The sequence below is a fragment of the Emticicia sp. SJ17W-69 genome, from assembly GCF_051209875.1.
GTDB lineage: Bacteria > Bacteroidota > Bacteroidia > Cytophagales > Spirosomataceae > Emticicia.
The window spans coordinates 1,417,676-1,433,393 of record NZ_JBNTQY010000001.1 but is presented as its reverse complement, the minus strand read 5'-3'; the positions used below and the strand labels follow the sequence as shown (position 1 = coordinate 1,433,393).

Sequence of the window (15,718 nt, the reverse complement as noted above, 5' to 3'; positions counted from 1 at the left end):
AAGCCTAAAGCATATATAGCTTATGGCAAAATTACTTATTCATACTCACCGCCGAAATTGCTAAAATCTTAAATTCAGTACGTCGATTGGCTTGGTGTTGTGCTTCTGTACAAGCTACACCATCATTACAATTATTCAATAACTCACTTTCGCCATAGCCTTTGGCTTCAATTCTACTTATATCTACACCACGTGCTACCAAGTAATCAACAACAGCTCTTGCTCGATTTTCTGATAATTTGGTATTAAACGCATCGGTGGAGCGACTATCCGTATGAGAGCGAACCTCGATTCGCATATCCGAATATTTCTTTAACAATGGTACCAATTTCGTTTCCAATTCTTTGGCTGCATCAGGTCTAATGAAAAATTGACCATAATCATAATAAATATTATCTAATCTAAAAATATCTCCTTGACCAACTAAACCTAAATCTTGTTCAACAGTCTTACTTCCTTTCTTAGTTTGCTTTATTTTTCCTAAATTTTCTGTATTCACAGCATATCGGTCCTTACTCGCTGATACCGAATATTCACCTTCTTTTTTAGCTTGAAATTCATATTTTCCATCTGCACCCGTCACAACCTGTTGGGCAGAACCATCTTTCTCATTTTGAAGTGTTACTACGGCACCTTGAATAGGTTGTTGATTGACTTCTGCCACAATTGTTCCTTTCACAATCGGAGCTTTAGATTTTTGTAAGTAAATCGTAATAGAAGTCTTGTTTTTTAATGACGTAGCAAATGTTCCATAAGAAATCCCATTTGCCTCATAGCCTTCTTTTAAAGCTTTAAACTCAAAATCACTTCCTGTTTCTAAGCAAATACTTACTTTTCCATCTGAGGCTGTCACAAATAATTCTTTATTAACCCCATTCTTTAATAATCTCACATCTACATTTTCTAATGGTTGTTTTGTATCTGCATCATAAACCAATAAATTCAACTGGCGACAGCCACGACGGAATGAATAAATATTATCATCCCCAAAACCTCGTTTGCGATTGGAGCTAAAATAACCGCTCGAACGATTGGCATCGGTGATAAAACCGAAATCATCTTTTTCAGAATTAATAGGCGTTCCTAAGTTCTGCACATCACTCATCGGAATACCTTCACGCATTTCTACATAAAATACATCTAATCCTCCAAGTCCTTCATGCCCATCTGATGAAAAATACATATTTCCATTATCGTCCATAAAAGGAAACATTTCATTGCCTTCTGTGTTGATTTCTCTACCTAAATTTACAGGCGAACTCCACTGATCATTGCGATATTCTACTACATAAATATCTGTTCCACCAAAGCCACCTGGCATATCTGAAACAAAATAAAGCTTTGTATTATCTGGCGAAAGTGCAGGATGTCCACAAGAATAATCATCGCTATTAAATGGTAATTCCTTTACATTTCCCCAACTTCTACCATTTTCATAGGCCATATAAAGTTTCAATTTATTCACTCCATCAGATCCTGTTCTACTTCTCCCTTTATTGTAATTATTTCTGGTAAAAACCATTTTTTTATAATCCTTAAAGAACGTTACTGGGCCTTCGTGGTATTTTGTATTTAGGGTTTTGCTAAACTGCTCAATTTTCGACAAAGGTTTTTCTTCAGCCGCAACGGCTTCTATTTTTTCTGAGCTACTAAATGTGGAACTTCCACCACCTATTCCTCCGGTTTGCTTCATTGCCATCACATTATCTTTCCTTAATTCTGCGGTGTCAGGAAACATGAATAAATCAAGAAATGGTGTTTGATTTTGCATAAAAACTCGCTTAATAGCACCTCCTTCTTCCCTTGAAGATACAAAAACTAAACTGTTTTTATAATACATCGGGCTAAAATCAGATTGTCGAGAATTCAAGGCATATAAATAATCAACCTTATACAAAGAAGAATCTTGATAAAAACGACTATTGTCCATATAGGCTACCGTAAACTTTCGACCTCTCATATCGGTCGTTTGCTCTTGACCATAGCGACTATACATTTTTTGAGATTCCTTATATTTGCCATTATTTGCTAAAGCTTGAGCATAATATAGATAGATTTCACTCTCTAAATCTTTACTAAAATTTTCGATTATTTCGGCATAAATTCTCTCTGCATTTCTTGAATCTTGTACTTTTCGATAACTGTATCCAAGCTTTGTGAGGGCTTCCTTTGTTTCAGGCATCCCTTTCTTGGCAGTACGGAGAAAATCCTCATAATTTCGGATTGCCTCAATGTAGCTCATATTCTCAAAGTTCCGATTAGCGAGCTTCAATCTACCACTTTGAGCGACAATTTGTTGGGTTATTAAACAAAATAATACCAACAGTACAATGTTGTATTTTTCCATGAATAAAGCACTTTTAAAGTTTTACGGGAAGCAGCGAAAGTTCACTGTTTTTTTAGGTTATATTAATGTGGGCTCAAAACCCGTGCCAAAGAAGAAAACTGCTAAACAAATTGATTAGAAGGGAGTATTAAAGCTATGTAGTTTTTTTGCTTGCTTAGTTACAGGTTATTAATAAACAAGAGAAATATCATTAAAAAACGCTACTTATTTAAGTAAAACCAACATTTTAAAGCATTTATCAATAAAAAACAGTTACTTAATTTAGTTAAATAATTTCAATTTTCAACACTCGTTTAGTGTTAGTAGTGATTCTGAATCTATCATCTGCTCGATAACCAACTACCCAACAAATCTTGTCTTCAGAAGTAAGTAAAAATATGTTTTTTTTAAGATTCATCGAGATCTTTTTATCGATCAAAAAGTCGGAAATTTTCTTCTTACCTTTCATTCCGAAAGGGATAAACCAATCGCCTTCTTGCCACTTCCGGAGCATCAAAGGGAAGACAATTTTTTCATAATCCACAAAAAGTACCATACTATTTTTGGTAAAATTCGCATCAAAATCAGCCATATCAATTAATGAAAACTTTAAGTTTTTACCTTCAAATTTTACTGTATATATGCCCTCCCAACCTCCAGCAATTGGTAATTTTTGCTCTTGCTCCCTCCCTATCGGAGAGGGTTGGGGTGGGCTTGTCGTGTCGGTTATGATTAATTCTTCCCTATCTTTCAAAATTGTGTGTGTAGAAGAATGAAATATTTTCCCAGAAAGGCCATCAAGCGAATGATAAATTTCTTTTGATTGAAAATAATTAAAACCAAAATCTTTCAATAATTCTTCCAAAAAATAAGCAGCCGATTGATACGTCTTGATTTGAGAGATACTCAAAAAAAAGACCCCATTTTCTTCACGCAACACGTCGGTTTTAAATGCATTCAAGTTCCTACGAAAATCAGCTTCTACTGCCTGCATACGTTCTAAATTTCGAGCAAAAGTTTCATCAAAATTAGGGTTGATTTTTTTTAATATAGGTACTACTTGATGTCGCAATAAATTTCGTTGATAATCATCAGAGGCATTGGAACTATCTTCACGCCAAACCAATTGATTTTCAGCCAAATAACTATCAATTTGCTCTCTTGAAGCAAACAAAAGTGGACGAATAATAAAGCCGTTTTTTGGTAAAATTCCTCTTAAACCAGAAATTCCTGTGCCTTTTGTGAGGTTTAAAAGCACAGTTTCGATACTGTCGTTGAGGTGATGAGCTGTGGCTATATAGGTATAATTAAATTCTTGTCTGATTTGCTCAAACCACGCATAACGCAAAGTTCGAGCAGCCATTTGCGTAGATACCTTATTTTTTTTGACAAATTGCTTGGTTTCAAATTTAGTCGTATGAAATGTAATCCCTTGCTTTTTACACAAATCTTCTATAAATTTTTCATCTCCAACTGAATCTTCACCTCGAAGTTGGAAGTTGCAATGGGCTACGGCGAACTGGAAACGGCCGTCACTGCGGTTCGCCCTACAAAAAAGATTAAATAAAGTGATAGAATCCTTCCCTCCACTGACAGTAAGTAGAATCTTATCTGTGGGTTCAAATAATTTTTGCTCGTTAATATATGTTAAGAAGGCATGAAGCATCAAAGCAATTGCGTAATTTTGCGAACAAATTTAGAAGTTTCAATCGAAGATGATTAAATATATTAAAAAAAGTTTAACCTCACACGGATTTACAGTTGGCTTACTACTGTTTATCGCAGTCGGTGCTTTCGCTCAAAAACCCTTAAATCCACCACCACCCAAAGTACCCAACTCACGTATTAATCTTTTGAGTGCCGATAGTTTATTGGGAATTAATCAAAATCCTGTAATTACTCGTCAATTTCTTGGAAATGTTTCATTTTCACATCGAGGAGCAATTTTGTATTGTCAAAGTGCCACACAGAATGAATCAACCAATACCCTCGAAGCCTACGGAAAAATCAGAATTGTACAAGGAGATACACTCACAATTACAGGTGATACACTTTATTACGATGGAAATACCCGTTTTGCCCGAGTTTTAGGCAAAAAAGTAGTTCTGACAGATAAGAAAGTAACACTCACTACTCGTATTGTAGAATATGATATTCAGAAGAACAGAGCTTACTACCCAGTGAGAGGAGTAATTGTGCAAGATTCAAGCACTTTAAAAAGTGAAAAAGGTTTTTATAACACCCGAAGCAAGATATTCAATTATAAAGAAAACGTCGAAATAATTAACCCTAAGTACACCATTACGTCCGACAGCTTGCAATACAATGCTCGCACAAAAATGGCGGTTTTTAAAGCTCCAACCCTTATCAAAAGCAAAGATGGCGATATTATAGCCAATGCAGGAAGTACTTATAATACCCAAACGCAGCTATCAAATTTTAAAGGTCGCTCAAAAATCGTCAATGATGATTATACGCTCATTGGTGATACGCTGAATTTCAACCAAAAAACCGAGTCAGGTATTGCCAAAGGAAATGTAGAATTAGTTTCAAAAAAAGATAAAGTTATCTTGAATGGAAATATTGGTATGAGAGATGGGAAGACTGGTCTTACCAAAATTTTGGGCAATGCTTTGATGCGTCATACGGCCGAGCGAGATACGCTTTATTTAAGTGCTGACACGCTTTACGCCTACGAATCAATTGATACTTTGCAAAACAAAATAGCAAAAAAAGATACAGTTAAAAGAGAAAATAGGATGGAAAAACTCATAGCTTTTGGGCATGTGAAAGTTTATCGCTCTGATATGCAAAGCCGCTGCGATTCGCTTCTATACGACTTAAAAGATTCGGTGATACATTTTTTTACAAAACCTATTCTTTGGAGTACTCAAAACCAATCTGAAGCCGACACTATTCACGTATATATGAAAAACAAAAAAGTCGATCGTATGTACATGATTAACCAAGGTTTTGTGATTGCTAAAGATACATCTCAGAATTTCAACCAAATCAAAGGACGAAACATCTCTGTTTTATTCAATAAAGATACACGTATCGACCAAGTGATGGTAGAAGGCAATGGAGAAAGTATTTATTATGCCTTAGATGATAAAAATAAACTCATTGGTGTGAATCGAGTCGAATGCAGTAAAATGAACGTAAAGTTTAAAGAAAATCAGGTAAATAAAATATCATTTTTAGGTAAACCAGATTCCAAACTCGTTCCACCAAAAGAATTAACCAATGACAGTAATCAATTGGAAGGTTTTAATTGGAGAGAAAAAGAAAAACCCACAAAAGCAGAAGTTCTTGGCTTGAAATTTGCTATGATTCCAATAAAAAAATAGCTCTTTAGTACACTTTTTTACTAAAAAAACATCGCTAACGAAAAAAGTTTCTTTTCATTGCAACCTTTTGTCCAAAAAAGTAGTCTTAATAACATAAAATAGTTTGGATTTTAAAAATTTTCACGTATTTTTGTATTATCCCTAATAGTATACGTGCAAAAATATAAAATTGATTTTGGTTAATTTATGGTAAAACATTTACAAAAATACTTATCAGTACTGATTGGAGTTGTACTCGTATCCAACATTGCTTTCGCCCAAGTGGAGAAAGGCAAGTCTCGCTTGGATATTGGGAAGAAGCCAAACACTACAAGTAAGGCTTCCCTTCAAAAATTAGCCTTTGTGAGCAAACCAATGCCAACCGAGGTAAAATTGAATAAACCTTCAGTCGTAAATCAGTACTTTAGAAATGCCTTATTGAATGGTTCTTCAAAACCAGTTATTGCAAAAACTGTCAATAATGAAGCTCCTGCTGCTACGTTTGATAAAAGTGTAGGTGAAAATAACAATGACAGACTTTATTCAAGCGAGAAATTAATTGTTTCCAATATTTACCCAAACCCTGCCAATGACATTGCAAACATTGATTATGTGATTACAGGAAATGTAAATGAAGCAAGTATGTCATTCTATAATTTACTTGGCAATGAAGTTGCTAATTATGAATTAGATAAAAATGACCGCAAATTAAAAGTTCAGACAACTAATTGGGATTCAGGTGTATATCTTTATCAATTGGTTGTAGATGGCAAAAAATTAGTTACAAAAAAATTGTTGGTAAGACATAACTAATAATTTTCAGTTAGAAAATATTTAATCGCATAAATACTTGTTTATCAAGAATTTATGCGATTTTTTTGTGCATTACGACGGAGTTTCTACCACAACCGTCTTTTTTTGACAAATATTAGGACGGAAGGATCCGCCGTTGCGGTAGGAACTCCGTCGAACTAAACTAAAATGAAAAAACTACTATTATTAACTTCTTTATTCTTTCTAAGCAGTTCGTACAAACCCAAAGAAATAACTTGGGTAGCCATTGGTGACTCTATCACCTATTTGAACGAACATCCAAACGAAACAGGTAATAGAATTACAAAAGGCTACATGAGTGGTGTAGTTGAAAAACTACCAAATATTCACTATGTCAATCAAGGGCATAATGGTTGGACATCAGGCGGAATAGCTGATAAAATTGAAACATTGGGGCTTACGGCTGCAGATGTTTACTCTGTTTTTCTTGGAACAAATGATTGGTGGCAAGGGAGGCCTATTGGGCAAATGTCTGACTATCAGGAAAATACAGGTAGTAAAACTTTATATGGTTCTTATCGCATCATCATTGACAAAATTAGAAGGCTGAATAAAAATGCTAAAATCATCCTAATTACACCTATGCAGCGAGTTGATTTTGTGTATATCAATAATTTCAAAAACAATGCTTTTGGTTCGTATAAAGAAAAAAAAGGACAGTTTTTAGCTCAGTTTGCAGAAGCAATTAAAGTTATTGGCAAAAAAGAACATTGTAAAGTGATTGATCTCTACAATGAAAGTGGTATGACACACGAAAATTTAGTAAAATTCAAACGACTAAAAGACCCTCAAACAGGAGAATATAAGAATTATACTTACCCACAATTTATTGATGTTCCATTTAATCCTGAAAAAGACGAATATCCTTATCCAGTCGAAGCAATTGATATGACTTACGACGGGCTTCATCCTTCTGATAAAGGCTATGAAGTAATTACAAATATGCTTGTGAAGGTAATGAAGAAATATTGATTTTAAAAAAATATAAAACGGAGATCTTAGCGATAAGACCTCCGTTTTTCAATTAAAATCTTGCTTATTTTTACTCAAATAATTTATCGTACTGATTTCCTGACGATTTCGTTGACGAAACACTATTTCCTGCAATTAATGCTTTTTTATCATCACCCAAGAGCAACGAAATGCCTTCTTTCTCCCATTTCTCTAACATATTTAAACCTTCTTCCTCGAAAACGCCATTTTGTAAATCTATTGAATCCATAAAGTTTGATGAAACTTCCATAAAACGTTGCATTTCACCTACTTTTTGACTCACATCGTCAGTGATAGATTCCATTGCCATATCAAACATTTGGCGTTGATCTTTATCTCCACTCAAAATATTCATTGCTGAACGCATGGCAGAATGGCTTGCACGAATCGCCTTGCGTTCTTGCTCTTTTACTACCACTTGGTCTTTAATATCTTCGAGCATTACCGCTGAGTTTTCGTACATCTTGCCTAATACACGGTACAAAATTTCCATTTTTTTGTACAAATCATCTAATTTCATGTTAGACTCTTGCAAACGACCAGCCTTACGAGCTTTCAAAACCATCATGGCTTGTTTATCGGTTTCTTTGGCTTTACTTGCCAAACTCAAGTCATTTTGAATTTGCTTTTTATTGGTTTCGATTATCGTTTTCAGATTAATCATTTGACCTTTTAACTTTGAGATTTGTTGGTTCATTTTGCCCAAATTTCCTTGCAATTGGTCAATATAAGTTTTTAAAATACCAATTGGATCGAGTTGAACAAATAAACCTGTAACCCAACGCATGATACTTTTATAGATATAGAAAATGAGATTACGCATTTTTGGGTCGAGTATCATATAGATAACGGCCGCTAAAACAATGAGTAAACCCGCCAAATAAAGCGTATTTGATGCTAATGTTATCAGAAATGGTAGTGCTTGGTATAGTAGATAACCACCACCAAGCAATGCCCCTGCGGCGAAAAGCATACCTGTCGTGCCTTCTGGGCGATTCCAAAATGATTTTGGTTTAGATTCTTGTAGTTCCATTGTTTATTGACTACTCCCAGCCTCTAAAATGGGAGTTTTGTTTTTAAATTGAAAAGAGAATGAGGCATTTCTCTTTTTGGTTTAGGTATTTTTTAATGAATAATTGAAAATCGATAATTTTTCTTTCTGGAATATGAATACTACCCATCGACTACTTTTTACTTCAAATATTTACTCATTTTCTCCACATCTTGAGCAATTTGACTTGTCAAATCACTATAAGTTGCATGAAAATCGCTGAGTGTTGTTTCTATTTTTACCACCGCTTCTGATATTTCGGCTTTCATTTTACCCATATCATCTTGGTGTGCAGCTATTTCTTGTGTCAATCTGGCAATTTGTTCGCCTTTGGCTTTTATTGTTGCATCAAGATCTGCAATCGCTTTTTCTTTACTACCAATCTGTTTTTGGCGTTGTGCATTCACTGATTCTTGAAATTTTGCATCTTCTGTTTTCAAAACATTCAAATAAAACTGAGCCGAATCATTTAGTTTTTGAGATGTTATACCCATCGCTTGTGCTGCTGCAAACGCCGAAGCATAGCGAGTTTGCTCGTCCATTGGCATTTTAGCAAGGGTTTGAAGCGATTTCTTGTATTCCAAATAATCAAATCCTTCCTGATTGTTGGCTTCCATTGCTCCAAACAAAATATCATAAAATTTGTCAGAAACTTTCCCACTTAAGGGTGCGGGTGCAACAGGTACAGTAGTAGTAGCTGGTGTAGCCGTTTTGGCTACAGGCTCTGCCGATTTTCCATCAGCAGGTGTTGGCACAATAAAAATACCTTTCAGTTTTGATAAGAAATCGCTCATTTTTTTAGGTTTTAGGACGTAGATTTTAGGTATTAGAATTTTGTTGAATTTACTTTAATCGTAAGAATCATTAAGTATTACGAAAGGAAAAAGATCTGTCCTAAAACCTAATTCCTACATCCTAATTCCTTAATGCTCAGCAAATCTTCGGGTTATTTCAAGATTCTACAAATACTTTCATACAATCCAAGTAAAAGATGTGTCGAATGGCTAAATTTAGTGATGATTTTTCAAAATTAATTATTCTGTTGTGAAATTAATATGAAATCATATTGATTCTATTAAATTTGTAAATCAATCTCTTGTATAGACAAGTTTATGAAAAGCTCTAATCTTATTATTATAAGTATCATAACGGTAGCCACCATTGGAATGATGGCCTTTGGCTTTAATCCTTTCTCTGATGAAGTTGATTTTAATACAGAGGTAAAACCGATTTTGAATAAACACTGCGTGGCTTGCCATGGCGGAGTGAAAAAAGCTGCAAATCTTAGTTTTTTATTTTCACAGGAAGCTTTAAATACGAAAGGAAAATCTGGGAAAATTGCGATTATCCCTGGTGATGCCGAACATTCAGAGTTTTATAAACGACTCATCACCAATGATTTAGACGATCGAATGCCAAAAGGCAAAGATGTTTTAGCAAAAGAAGAAATTGAGATTTTAAAAAAATGGATTGATAGTGGTGCCAAATGGGGAGAACATTGGGCATATCAAAAACCAGAAAAGCCAAATGTGCCTTCAATTGGTGGATTTTTTGCACGCATCGGGCTTTTCAAAGATGATGAAACTCGTTTTGCTAAAAATGAAATTGACCATTTCGTTTTAGATAAACTGAAAAAAGAAGGGCTTACACATTCACCTGAAGCCGATAAAGGTACATTGCTTCGTCGTGTCTATTTAGATTTAACAGGTTTACCTCCTACTGAAGCACAAGTACAAGAATTTTTGAAGGATGAGTCTGAAAATGCCTACGAAAAAGTAGTGGATAAATTACTCGCCTCTCCTGCTTACGGTGAGCGTTGGGCGGCTATGTGGCTAGATTTGGCTCGCTATGCCGATACCAAAGGTTACGAACGTGATGTTTATAGAAATATTTGGCGTTATCGTGATTATGTCATCAAAGCTTTCAATGAAGATAAACCTTTTGACCAGTTTACAATTGAACAATTAGCTGGCGACTTATTACCACAACCTACTGATAATCAACTTATTGCAACTGGATTCCACCGAAACACAATGACCAATGATGAAGGTGGAACAGTAGATGAAGAGTTCAGAGTTGCAGCCATGATTGACCGTGTAAATACAACTTTTGATGTGTGGCAAGGTACAACTTTGGCTTGTGTGCAGTGTCACACGCACCCTTATGACCCTTTTGTTCATGACGAATATTACAAAACAATGGCGTTTTTTAATAATACCCGTGATGAAGACGTGGTAAGCGAAACACCTTATTTACGTTTCTACAAAAAAGAAGATTCAACTAAAATTGAGCAGGTGAAAAACTGGATTCTGACTAAATCTGGACAAACAAAAGTCAAAGAATTTGAACATTTTGCCAAGGTTTTAGAACCAAAATTTAATTCGCATGATGTCGAGCAACTTTCGCCAGGTACATCAACTTTGATGGATTCAAAATATCTTGGATTGCAACACACAGGCTATGGTCGTTTGAAAAATGTGACATTGACAGGTAAAAATCGTTTGGTAATGACATTCAATACCAACAACGAAAAAGGTACTTTATTGATAAAAGATAATGCCTTAAATGGGAAAACAATTTTGACTGTTCCAATTTTTAAAACTCGTGATACAGTCATGTTTTATCCACTTCCAAAATTAGAAGGTAAACATGATTTATATTTTGTTTTTACTAATCCAAAGACACCGAAAGAATGGCTGCAAATTAAATGGTTGTCATTTCAAAATACATTTGCTGAAACTCCTGATTATCAGGCGATTGAAAAAAAATATAAAGAAATTTTGAATGCTAAAGCCGACTATGCACCTATCTTAATTGAAGGCACTGGAGATTTGGCAAGAAAACAGCAAGTTTTTGAACGAGGTAATTGGCTCGTGAAAGGCAAAGAGGTGCAGCCAGATGTGCCAAAATATTTATCTAAAATGCCAAATGACTATCCTAAAAACCGTCTTGGTTTTGCAAAATGGCTCGTCAACAAAGAAAACCCACTAACATCACGAGTAATTGTGAATCGTTTTTGGGAACAGATTTTTGGTACTGGAATCGTAGAAACCGTAGAAGACTTTGGTACGCAAGGCTTTCCTCCTTCACATCCTGAAATGCTCGATTTTTTGGCAGTAACTTTTCAAGATGATATGAAATGGAGCGTCAAAAAATTACTCAAAACAATCGTATTATCAGGCACTTATCGGCAATCTTCAGAAGTCAACAAAGAATTATTAGAAAAAGACCCAGCTAATAGATTTTTGGCTCGTGGTCCTCGTATTAGACTTACAGCAGAGCAAGTGCGTGACCAAGCATTGCTCGTAAGTGGACTTTTATCAAGTAAAATGTACGGAAAAAGTGTCATGCCTTATCAACCAGACGGAATGTGGCAATCGCCCTGGAGTGGTGAATCTTGGCAGACATCAAACGGCGAAGATAAACATCGTAGAGCCATTTATACTTTCTGGAAACGTACTTCACCTTATCCTTCAATGATGTCATTTGATGCTCCAAGTCGGGAATTTTGCCAGTCACGTAGGCTAAGAACCAACACGCCTCTACAAGCACTCGTAACACTCAACGACCCCGCTTATATTGAAGCAGCACAAGAATTGGCAAAAACAATGATGAAAAAAGGAAAAAGCCCTGAACAGCAAATTCAAGCAGGTTTTAATTTGATAATGATGCGAAATATAGACGAACGAGAATTACAAATTTTGACAAAACTTTATCAACAAACTGAACAACAATACAGAAAAAATCCAGTAGAAGCTTATAAGTTTTTTGGTAGAACTGATACTTCACCAGCGTTGGCAGCAATGGCTGTTACAGCAAATGCCATGCTGAATTTGGATGAAATTGTGACGAAAGAATGATTTGAATGACGAGTTACGAATGATGAGTTACGAGTTTTACATTTTCACAAGTAATTAAATTTTTAGTTTTCAATAAATGAATCTACTTTTCGTGTGTAGCAGAAATCAGTGGAGAAGTCCGACGGCTGAGGCAATTTTCAAAAATAGCCAAGAGCATCAAGTGCAATCGGCTGGAACAGAACCTTCGGCAAGAATAAAAATAACCGAAAAATTGATTAATTGGGCTGATATTATTTTTGTAATGGAAAAGAAACATAGAGAACGTATCAATCAACGATTTGCAAGAGTTGTCGATAAAAAAGAGTTAGTGGTCTTGGATATTCCTGATGAATACCAATTTATGGACGAAGAATTAATAGATTTAATAAAAATTTCGGTTTCACCTTATTTATAATTTCGGTACATTTAAAACTCAATCTATAAAACCTACGAAATAAACTATGGAAAGGAGAGAATTTCTTCAAAAAAGTGCTTTAGCTTTGGCTGGTACTGCCGCTTTTTCTAGCGAATTATTAGCAGCAAAAAAGAAAAAAGGAGTAGTTGGCATTCAACTATATTCGATTAGAGATGACATGAAAAAAGACCCACTTGGAAATTTGAAAAAATTGGCCGAAATGGGTTATACTGATGTTGAACACGCTAACTATATTAACCGCAAATTTTATGGCTATACAGCCAAAGAATTCCGTAAAATTTTGGATGATTTAGGACTAAAAATGCCAAGTGGACATACTGTAATGGGCAGGCAACATTGGGATGAAGCTAAGAATGATTTTTCTGATTCTTGGAAACAAACCGTTGAGGACGCTGCTATCTGTGGACAAAAATATGTAATCAGTCCTTCGTTAGATCTAAGTATGCGTAAAGATTTAGACCAATTGAAGCACTTTATGGATGTTTTCAATAAATCGGGCGAACTTTGCCAAAAATCTGGAATGAAGTTTGGCTATCATAACCACGATTTTGAATTTAGTCTAAAACTCAGTAGCGTGAGGGTTTATGACATCATTATGCAAAATACCGACCCGAAACTCGTTGCTCAACAGTTAGATATTGGTAATATGTACGGTGGCGGTGGAAGAGCCTTAGATTTACTTAAACAATATCCTGGTAGATTTGAATTGATGCACGTAAAAGACGAAGTCAAGAGCGAAAGCGAACACGGAGGCTGGGAAAGTTCGATTTTAGGTGTAGGTGTTATCGGAACAAAAGAAGTAATTGATATTGGCGTAAAATCGGGTGGTACTAAATATTTCATCATCGAACAAGAATCATATCAAGGCAAAGCTCCATTGGATTGCATGAAAGAAGATTTGGCAATCATGAAAAAATGGGGATACTAATTAATTGATAATGGAAAATTAAAATCGCAAAAAAGAGAAGACTTAAAACCTTCTCTTTTTGTGTTTCTTGCATAATCACCGTCTATCAATTTATGATTGTAAAACGGTCTTTTTTTATTCTCTTTTGTGATTTATTTTCATACACATCCAAAAATGAATCACTTTACAAAAATACAGTTTTACATTATAGGTATTGTTTCTATTGCAATTTGGGGACTTTTAGGATGGAATTATTTTCATGGTGGTGTACCAAGCCACCATATACTGGCTCGTGAAGATTTACCCAAGTTCTCGAATTGGTGGGGAGGAATTCTACTACCTTTGCTTACTTGGCTGGTGCTACTTCGTATTCAAAAACGAGAAAAACTGAATGAAAAACAGGCACTAAATCTATCTAATTTTCCTCAAAAAATAATCTATGGATTTGTAGGGGCCTTGATGTATGGCATTTTGTTAGCTCTATTATTTACTTTCAAATTTAACGAAATTTTAGGGTATTTTTTTCCAAGTGTGATGATTCTTGCTCTTTTTTATCCTATTTATAGAGCCGAGTGTCTGCTTGGTTTTGTGATTGGTATGACATTCACTTTTGGAGCAGTTTTGCCTACGGGCATTGGTTCTATTATTTCAATTATTGGCTTTTTAATTTATAATTTAATACGTCCTGCAATACTTTTTGTAGGGAATTTTTTAAAGAATTTAATTGCTTAAAACATTGAGAATCACACGCCAGCAATTAACACTTTTTGTGGAAGAGCCATTTTCAAATACAATCGAAACAATCAGAAAAAAATATAATCCTGAGCAATTTCAATTGATAAAAGCTCATGTGACCCTTTGTCGTGAAGATGAAATTACTGATATTGAAAATGTCTTGAAAAATTTAAGAAATCTTGATTTTGGAGCAATCACTATTAATTTTGGCGAAATTATTCGATTTTCAGAAGGTAAAGGATTGTTGATTTCAGCAGATAAAAACAATGATCCATTTCATCAATTGCGAGAAAGTATTTTATCTAACATTATTGAAAAACCAAGAAAACACAATCCACATATTACATTAATGCACCCTCGCAACTCATCTTGTACTGATGAAATATTTAATAAAATAAATCAAATATCATTTCCACAAAGAATAAAATTCCACAAAATCAGTTTAATTGAACAAGAAAATGGAGGAAAGTGGAGGATTCTGGAGGAATTTATTTAAATAATTGAAAAATAACATAAATTATAAAATGGCCACATTTCATCTTTTAAATGGCGACTGTTTGGCAGAGCAGCTAAGAGCAACAAAAATTAACCAAGATTTCATTGTATGTCGTGAAGCCTTGATTGATGGTGAGGTATTGGCTAATAACTTGGCAGATTTTTGGGCAATTAGAGCAAAATTTATTGCTGATTCTTATGGAGCTTCAATTGAACAATATTTTGAAATTACAGTAAAAGAACTCGAAAAACTAACAACTTTGCCAGATGGGTCGGAAGTTTGTCTTTGGTTCGAAAATGATTTATTTTGTCAAATCAATTTGTGGTTTGTATTAACATTGCTTAAAAAAAATACCAATCTAAAACTTCATAGAGTTTTTCCTATCATAGAAGATCAAGCTGATATTTGGAAGGGATTTGGAAAAGCCAGTACCGAAAAACTTGAAGAAGCATACGCATCAAAAGTTCCTTTTACAGCTAACGATATTGAATTAGGTACAAAACTATGGAATGCTTTTCTAAATAGTGATTTTGAAAAACTGAAAGATTTATCGAAAGAAAAATCAGGTTGTTTCGAGTATTTGGAAGAGGTTTGTCAAGCACACATCGACCGATTTCCGTTAGACAATTCTTTAGGAAGGCCACAAAAAATACTAAAGAAAATCATCGAAAACGTTCCTAATGATTTTAATAGCATTTTCACGAAATTTTCCGAACAAGAAGGAATTTACGGTTTTGGCGATTTACAAATAAAGCAGTTATTAAACGTTTAA

General features: G+C 34.7%; 13 protein-coding genes. 9 read left to right on the top strand and 4 right to left on the bottom strand.

Annotated elements, in window-relative coordinates; translation table 11 throughout:
• Nucleotides 1–31: 31 nt before the first annotated feature.
• Together ACQUQZ_RS05850 and tilS are read right to left on the bottom strand one after the other, a co-directional pair.
• Nucleotides 32–2,347 carry a carboxypeptidase regulatory-like domain-containing protein gene (locus tag ACQUQZ_RS05850; protein WP_435353850.1) on the bottom strand — a complete coding sequence of 772 codons (2,316 nt, stop codon included), beginning with the start codon at nt 2,345–2,347 and terminating at the stop codon, nt 32–34.
• Between the two features lie 265 nt (nt 2,348–2,612).
• Nucleotides 2,613–3,992, bottom strand: a complete 1,380-nt coding sequence (tilS, locus tag ACQUQZ_RS05845; RefSeq protein WP_435353849.1) for a tRNA lysidine(34) synthetase TilS — start codon at nt 3,990–3,992, stop codon at nt 2,613–2,615.
• Nucleotides 3,993–4,041: 49 nt separating this feature from the next.
• Here tilS and ACQUQZ_RS05840 point away from each other — a divergent pair, with 49 nt between their 5' ends.
• The 3 genes from ACQUQZ_RS05840 (at nt 4,042) to ACQUQZ_RS05830 (ending at nt 7,461) form a co-directional block, all read left to right on the top strand.
• Nucleotides 4,042–5,676, top strand: a complete 1,635-nt coding sequence (locus ACQUQZ_RS05840; RefSeq protein ID WP_435353848.1) for an OstA-like protein — start codon at nt 4,042–4,044, stop codon at nt 5,674–5,676.
• Between the two features lie 186 nt (nt 5,677–5,862).
• Nucleotides 5,863–6,468 carry a T9SS type A sorting domain-containing protein gene (locus tag ACQUQZ_RS05835; protein WP_435353846.1) on the top strand — a complete coding sequence of 202 codons (606 nt, stop codon included), beginning with the start codon at nt 5,863–5,865 and terminating at the stop codon, nt 6,466–6,468.
• 168 nt (nt 6,469–6,636) lie between these two features.
• Nucleotides 6,637–7,461 (top strand): SGNH/GDSL hydrolase family protein, encoded by an 825-nt coding sequence (locus ACQUQZ_RS05830; RefSeq protein WP_435353845.1) that lies wholly within the window; start codon nt 6,637–6,639, stop codon nt 7,459–7,461.
• A gap of 70 nt (nt 7,462–7,531) precedes the next feature.
• Here the strand turns inward: ACQUQZ_RS05830 and ACQUQZ_RS05825 are convergent, their stop codons facing one another.
• Nucleotides 7,532–8,515, bottom strand: coding sequence for a hypothetical protein (locus ACQUQZ_RS05825; protein WP_435353844.1), 984 nt, complete (start codon nt 8,513–8,515; stop codon nt 7,532–7,534).
• Nucleotides 8,516–8,673: 158 nt separating this feature from the next.
• Nucleotides 8,674–9,327 carry a hypothetical protein gene (locus tag ACQUQZ_RS05820; protein ID WP_435353843.1) on the bottom strand — a complete coding sequence of 218 codons (654 nt, stop codon included), beginning with the start codon at nt 9,325–9,327 and terminating at the stop codon, nt 8,674–8,676.
• Between the two features lie 318 nt (nt 9,328–9,645).
• On the opposite strand from ACQUQZ_RS05820, the gene ACQUQZ_RS05815 reads away from it, so the two are divergent.
• The 6 genes from ACQUQZ_RS05815 to ACQUQZ_RS05790 all read left to right on the top strand — a co-directional run bounded on the left by ACQUQZ_RS05815 (nt 9,646) and on the right by ACQUQZ_RS05790 (nt 15,718).
• Nucleotides 9,646–12,393, top strand: coding sequence for a DUF1553 domain-containing protein (locus tag ACQUQZ_RS05815; RefSeq protein WP_435353842.1), 2,748 nt, complete (start codon nt 9,646–9,648; stop codon nt 12,391–12,393).
• A gap of 76 nt (nt 12,394–12,469) precedes the next feature.
• Nucleotides 12,470–12,787 carry a low molecular weight protein tyrosine phosphatase family protein gene (locus tag ACQUQZ_RS05810; protein ID WP_435353841.1) on the top strand — a complete coding sequence of 106 codons (318 nt, stop codon included), beginning with the start codon at nt 12,470–12,472 and terminating at the stop codon, nt 12,785–12,787.
• A gap of 46 nt (nt 12,788–12,833) precedes the next feature.
• Nucleotides 12,834–13,736 carry a sugar phosphate isomerase/epimerase family protein gene (locus ACQUQZ_RS05805; RefSeq protein ID WP_435353839.1) on the top strand — a complete coding sequence of 301 codons (903 nt, stop codon included), beginning with the start codon at nt 12,834–12,836 and terminating at the stop codon, nt 13,734–13,736.
• A gap of 153 nt (nt 13,737–13,889) precedes the next feature.
• Entirely contained in the window at nt 13,890–14,447 is a 558-nt protein-coding gene (locus tag ACQUQZ_RS05800) for a hypothetical protein (protein WP_435353838.1), read from the top strand.
• Between the two features lie 4 nt (nt 14,448–14,451).
• Nucleotides 14,452–14,946 (top strand): 2'-5' RNA ligase family protein, encoded by a 495-nt coding sequence (locus tag ACQUQZ_RS05795; protein WP_435353836.1) that lies wholly within the window; start codon nt 14,452–14,454, stop codon nt 14,944–14,946.
• Between the two features lie 28 nt (nt 14,947–14,974).
• Complete coding sequence (locus ACQUQZ_RS05790; protein WP_435353834.1) at nt 14,975–15,718, top strand: DUF1835 domain-containing protein; 744 nt, start codon at nt 14,975–14,977, stop codon at nt 15,716–15,718.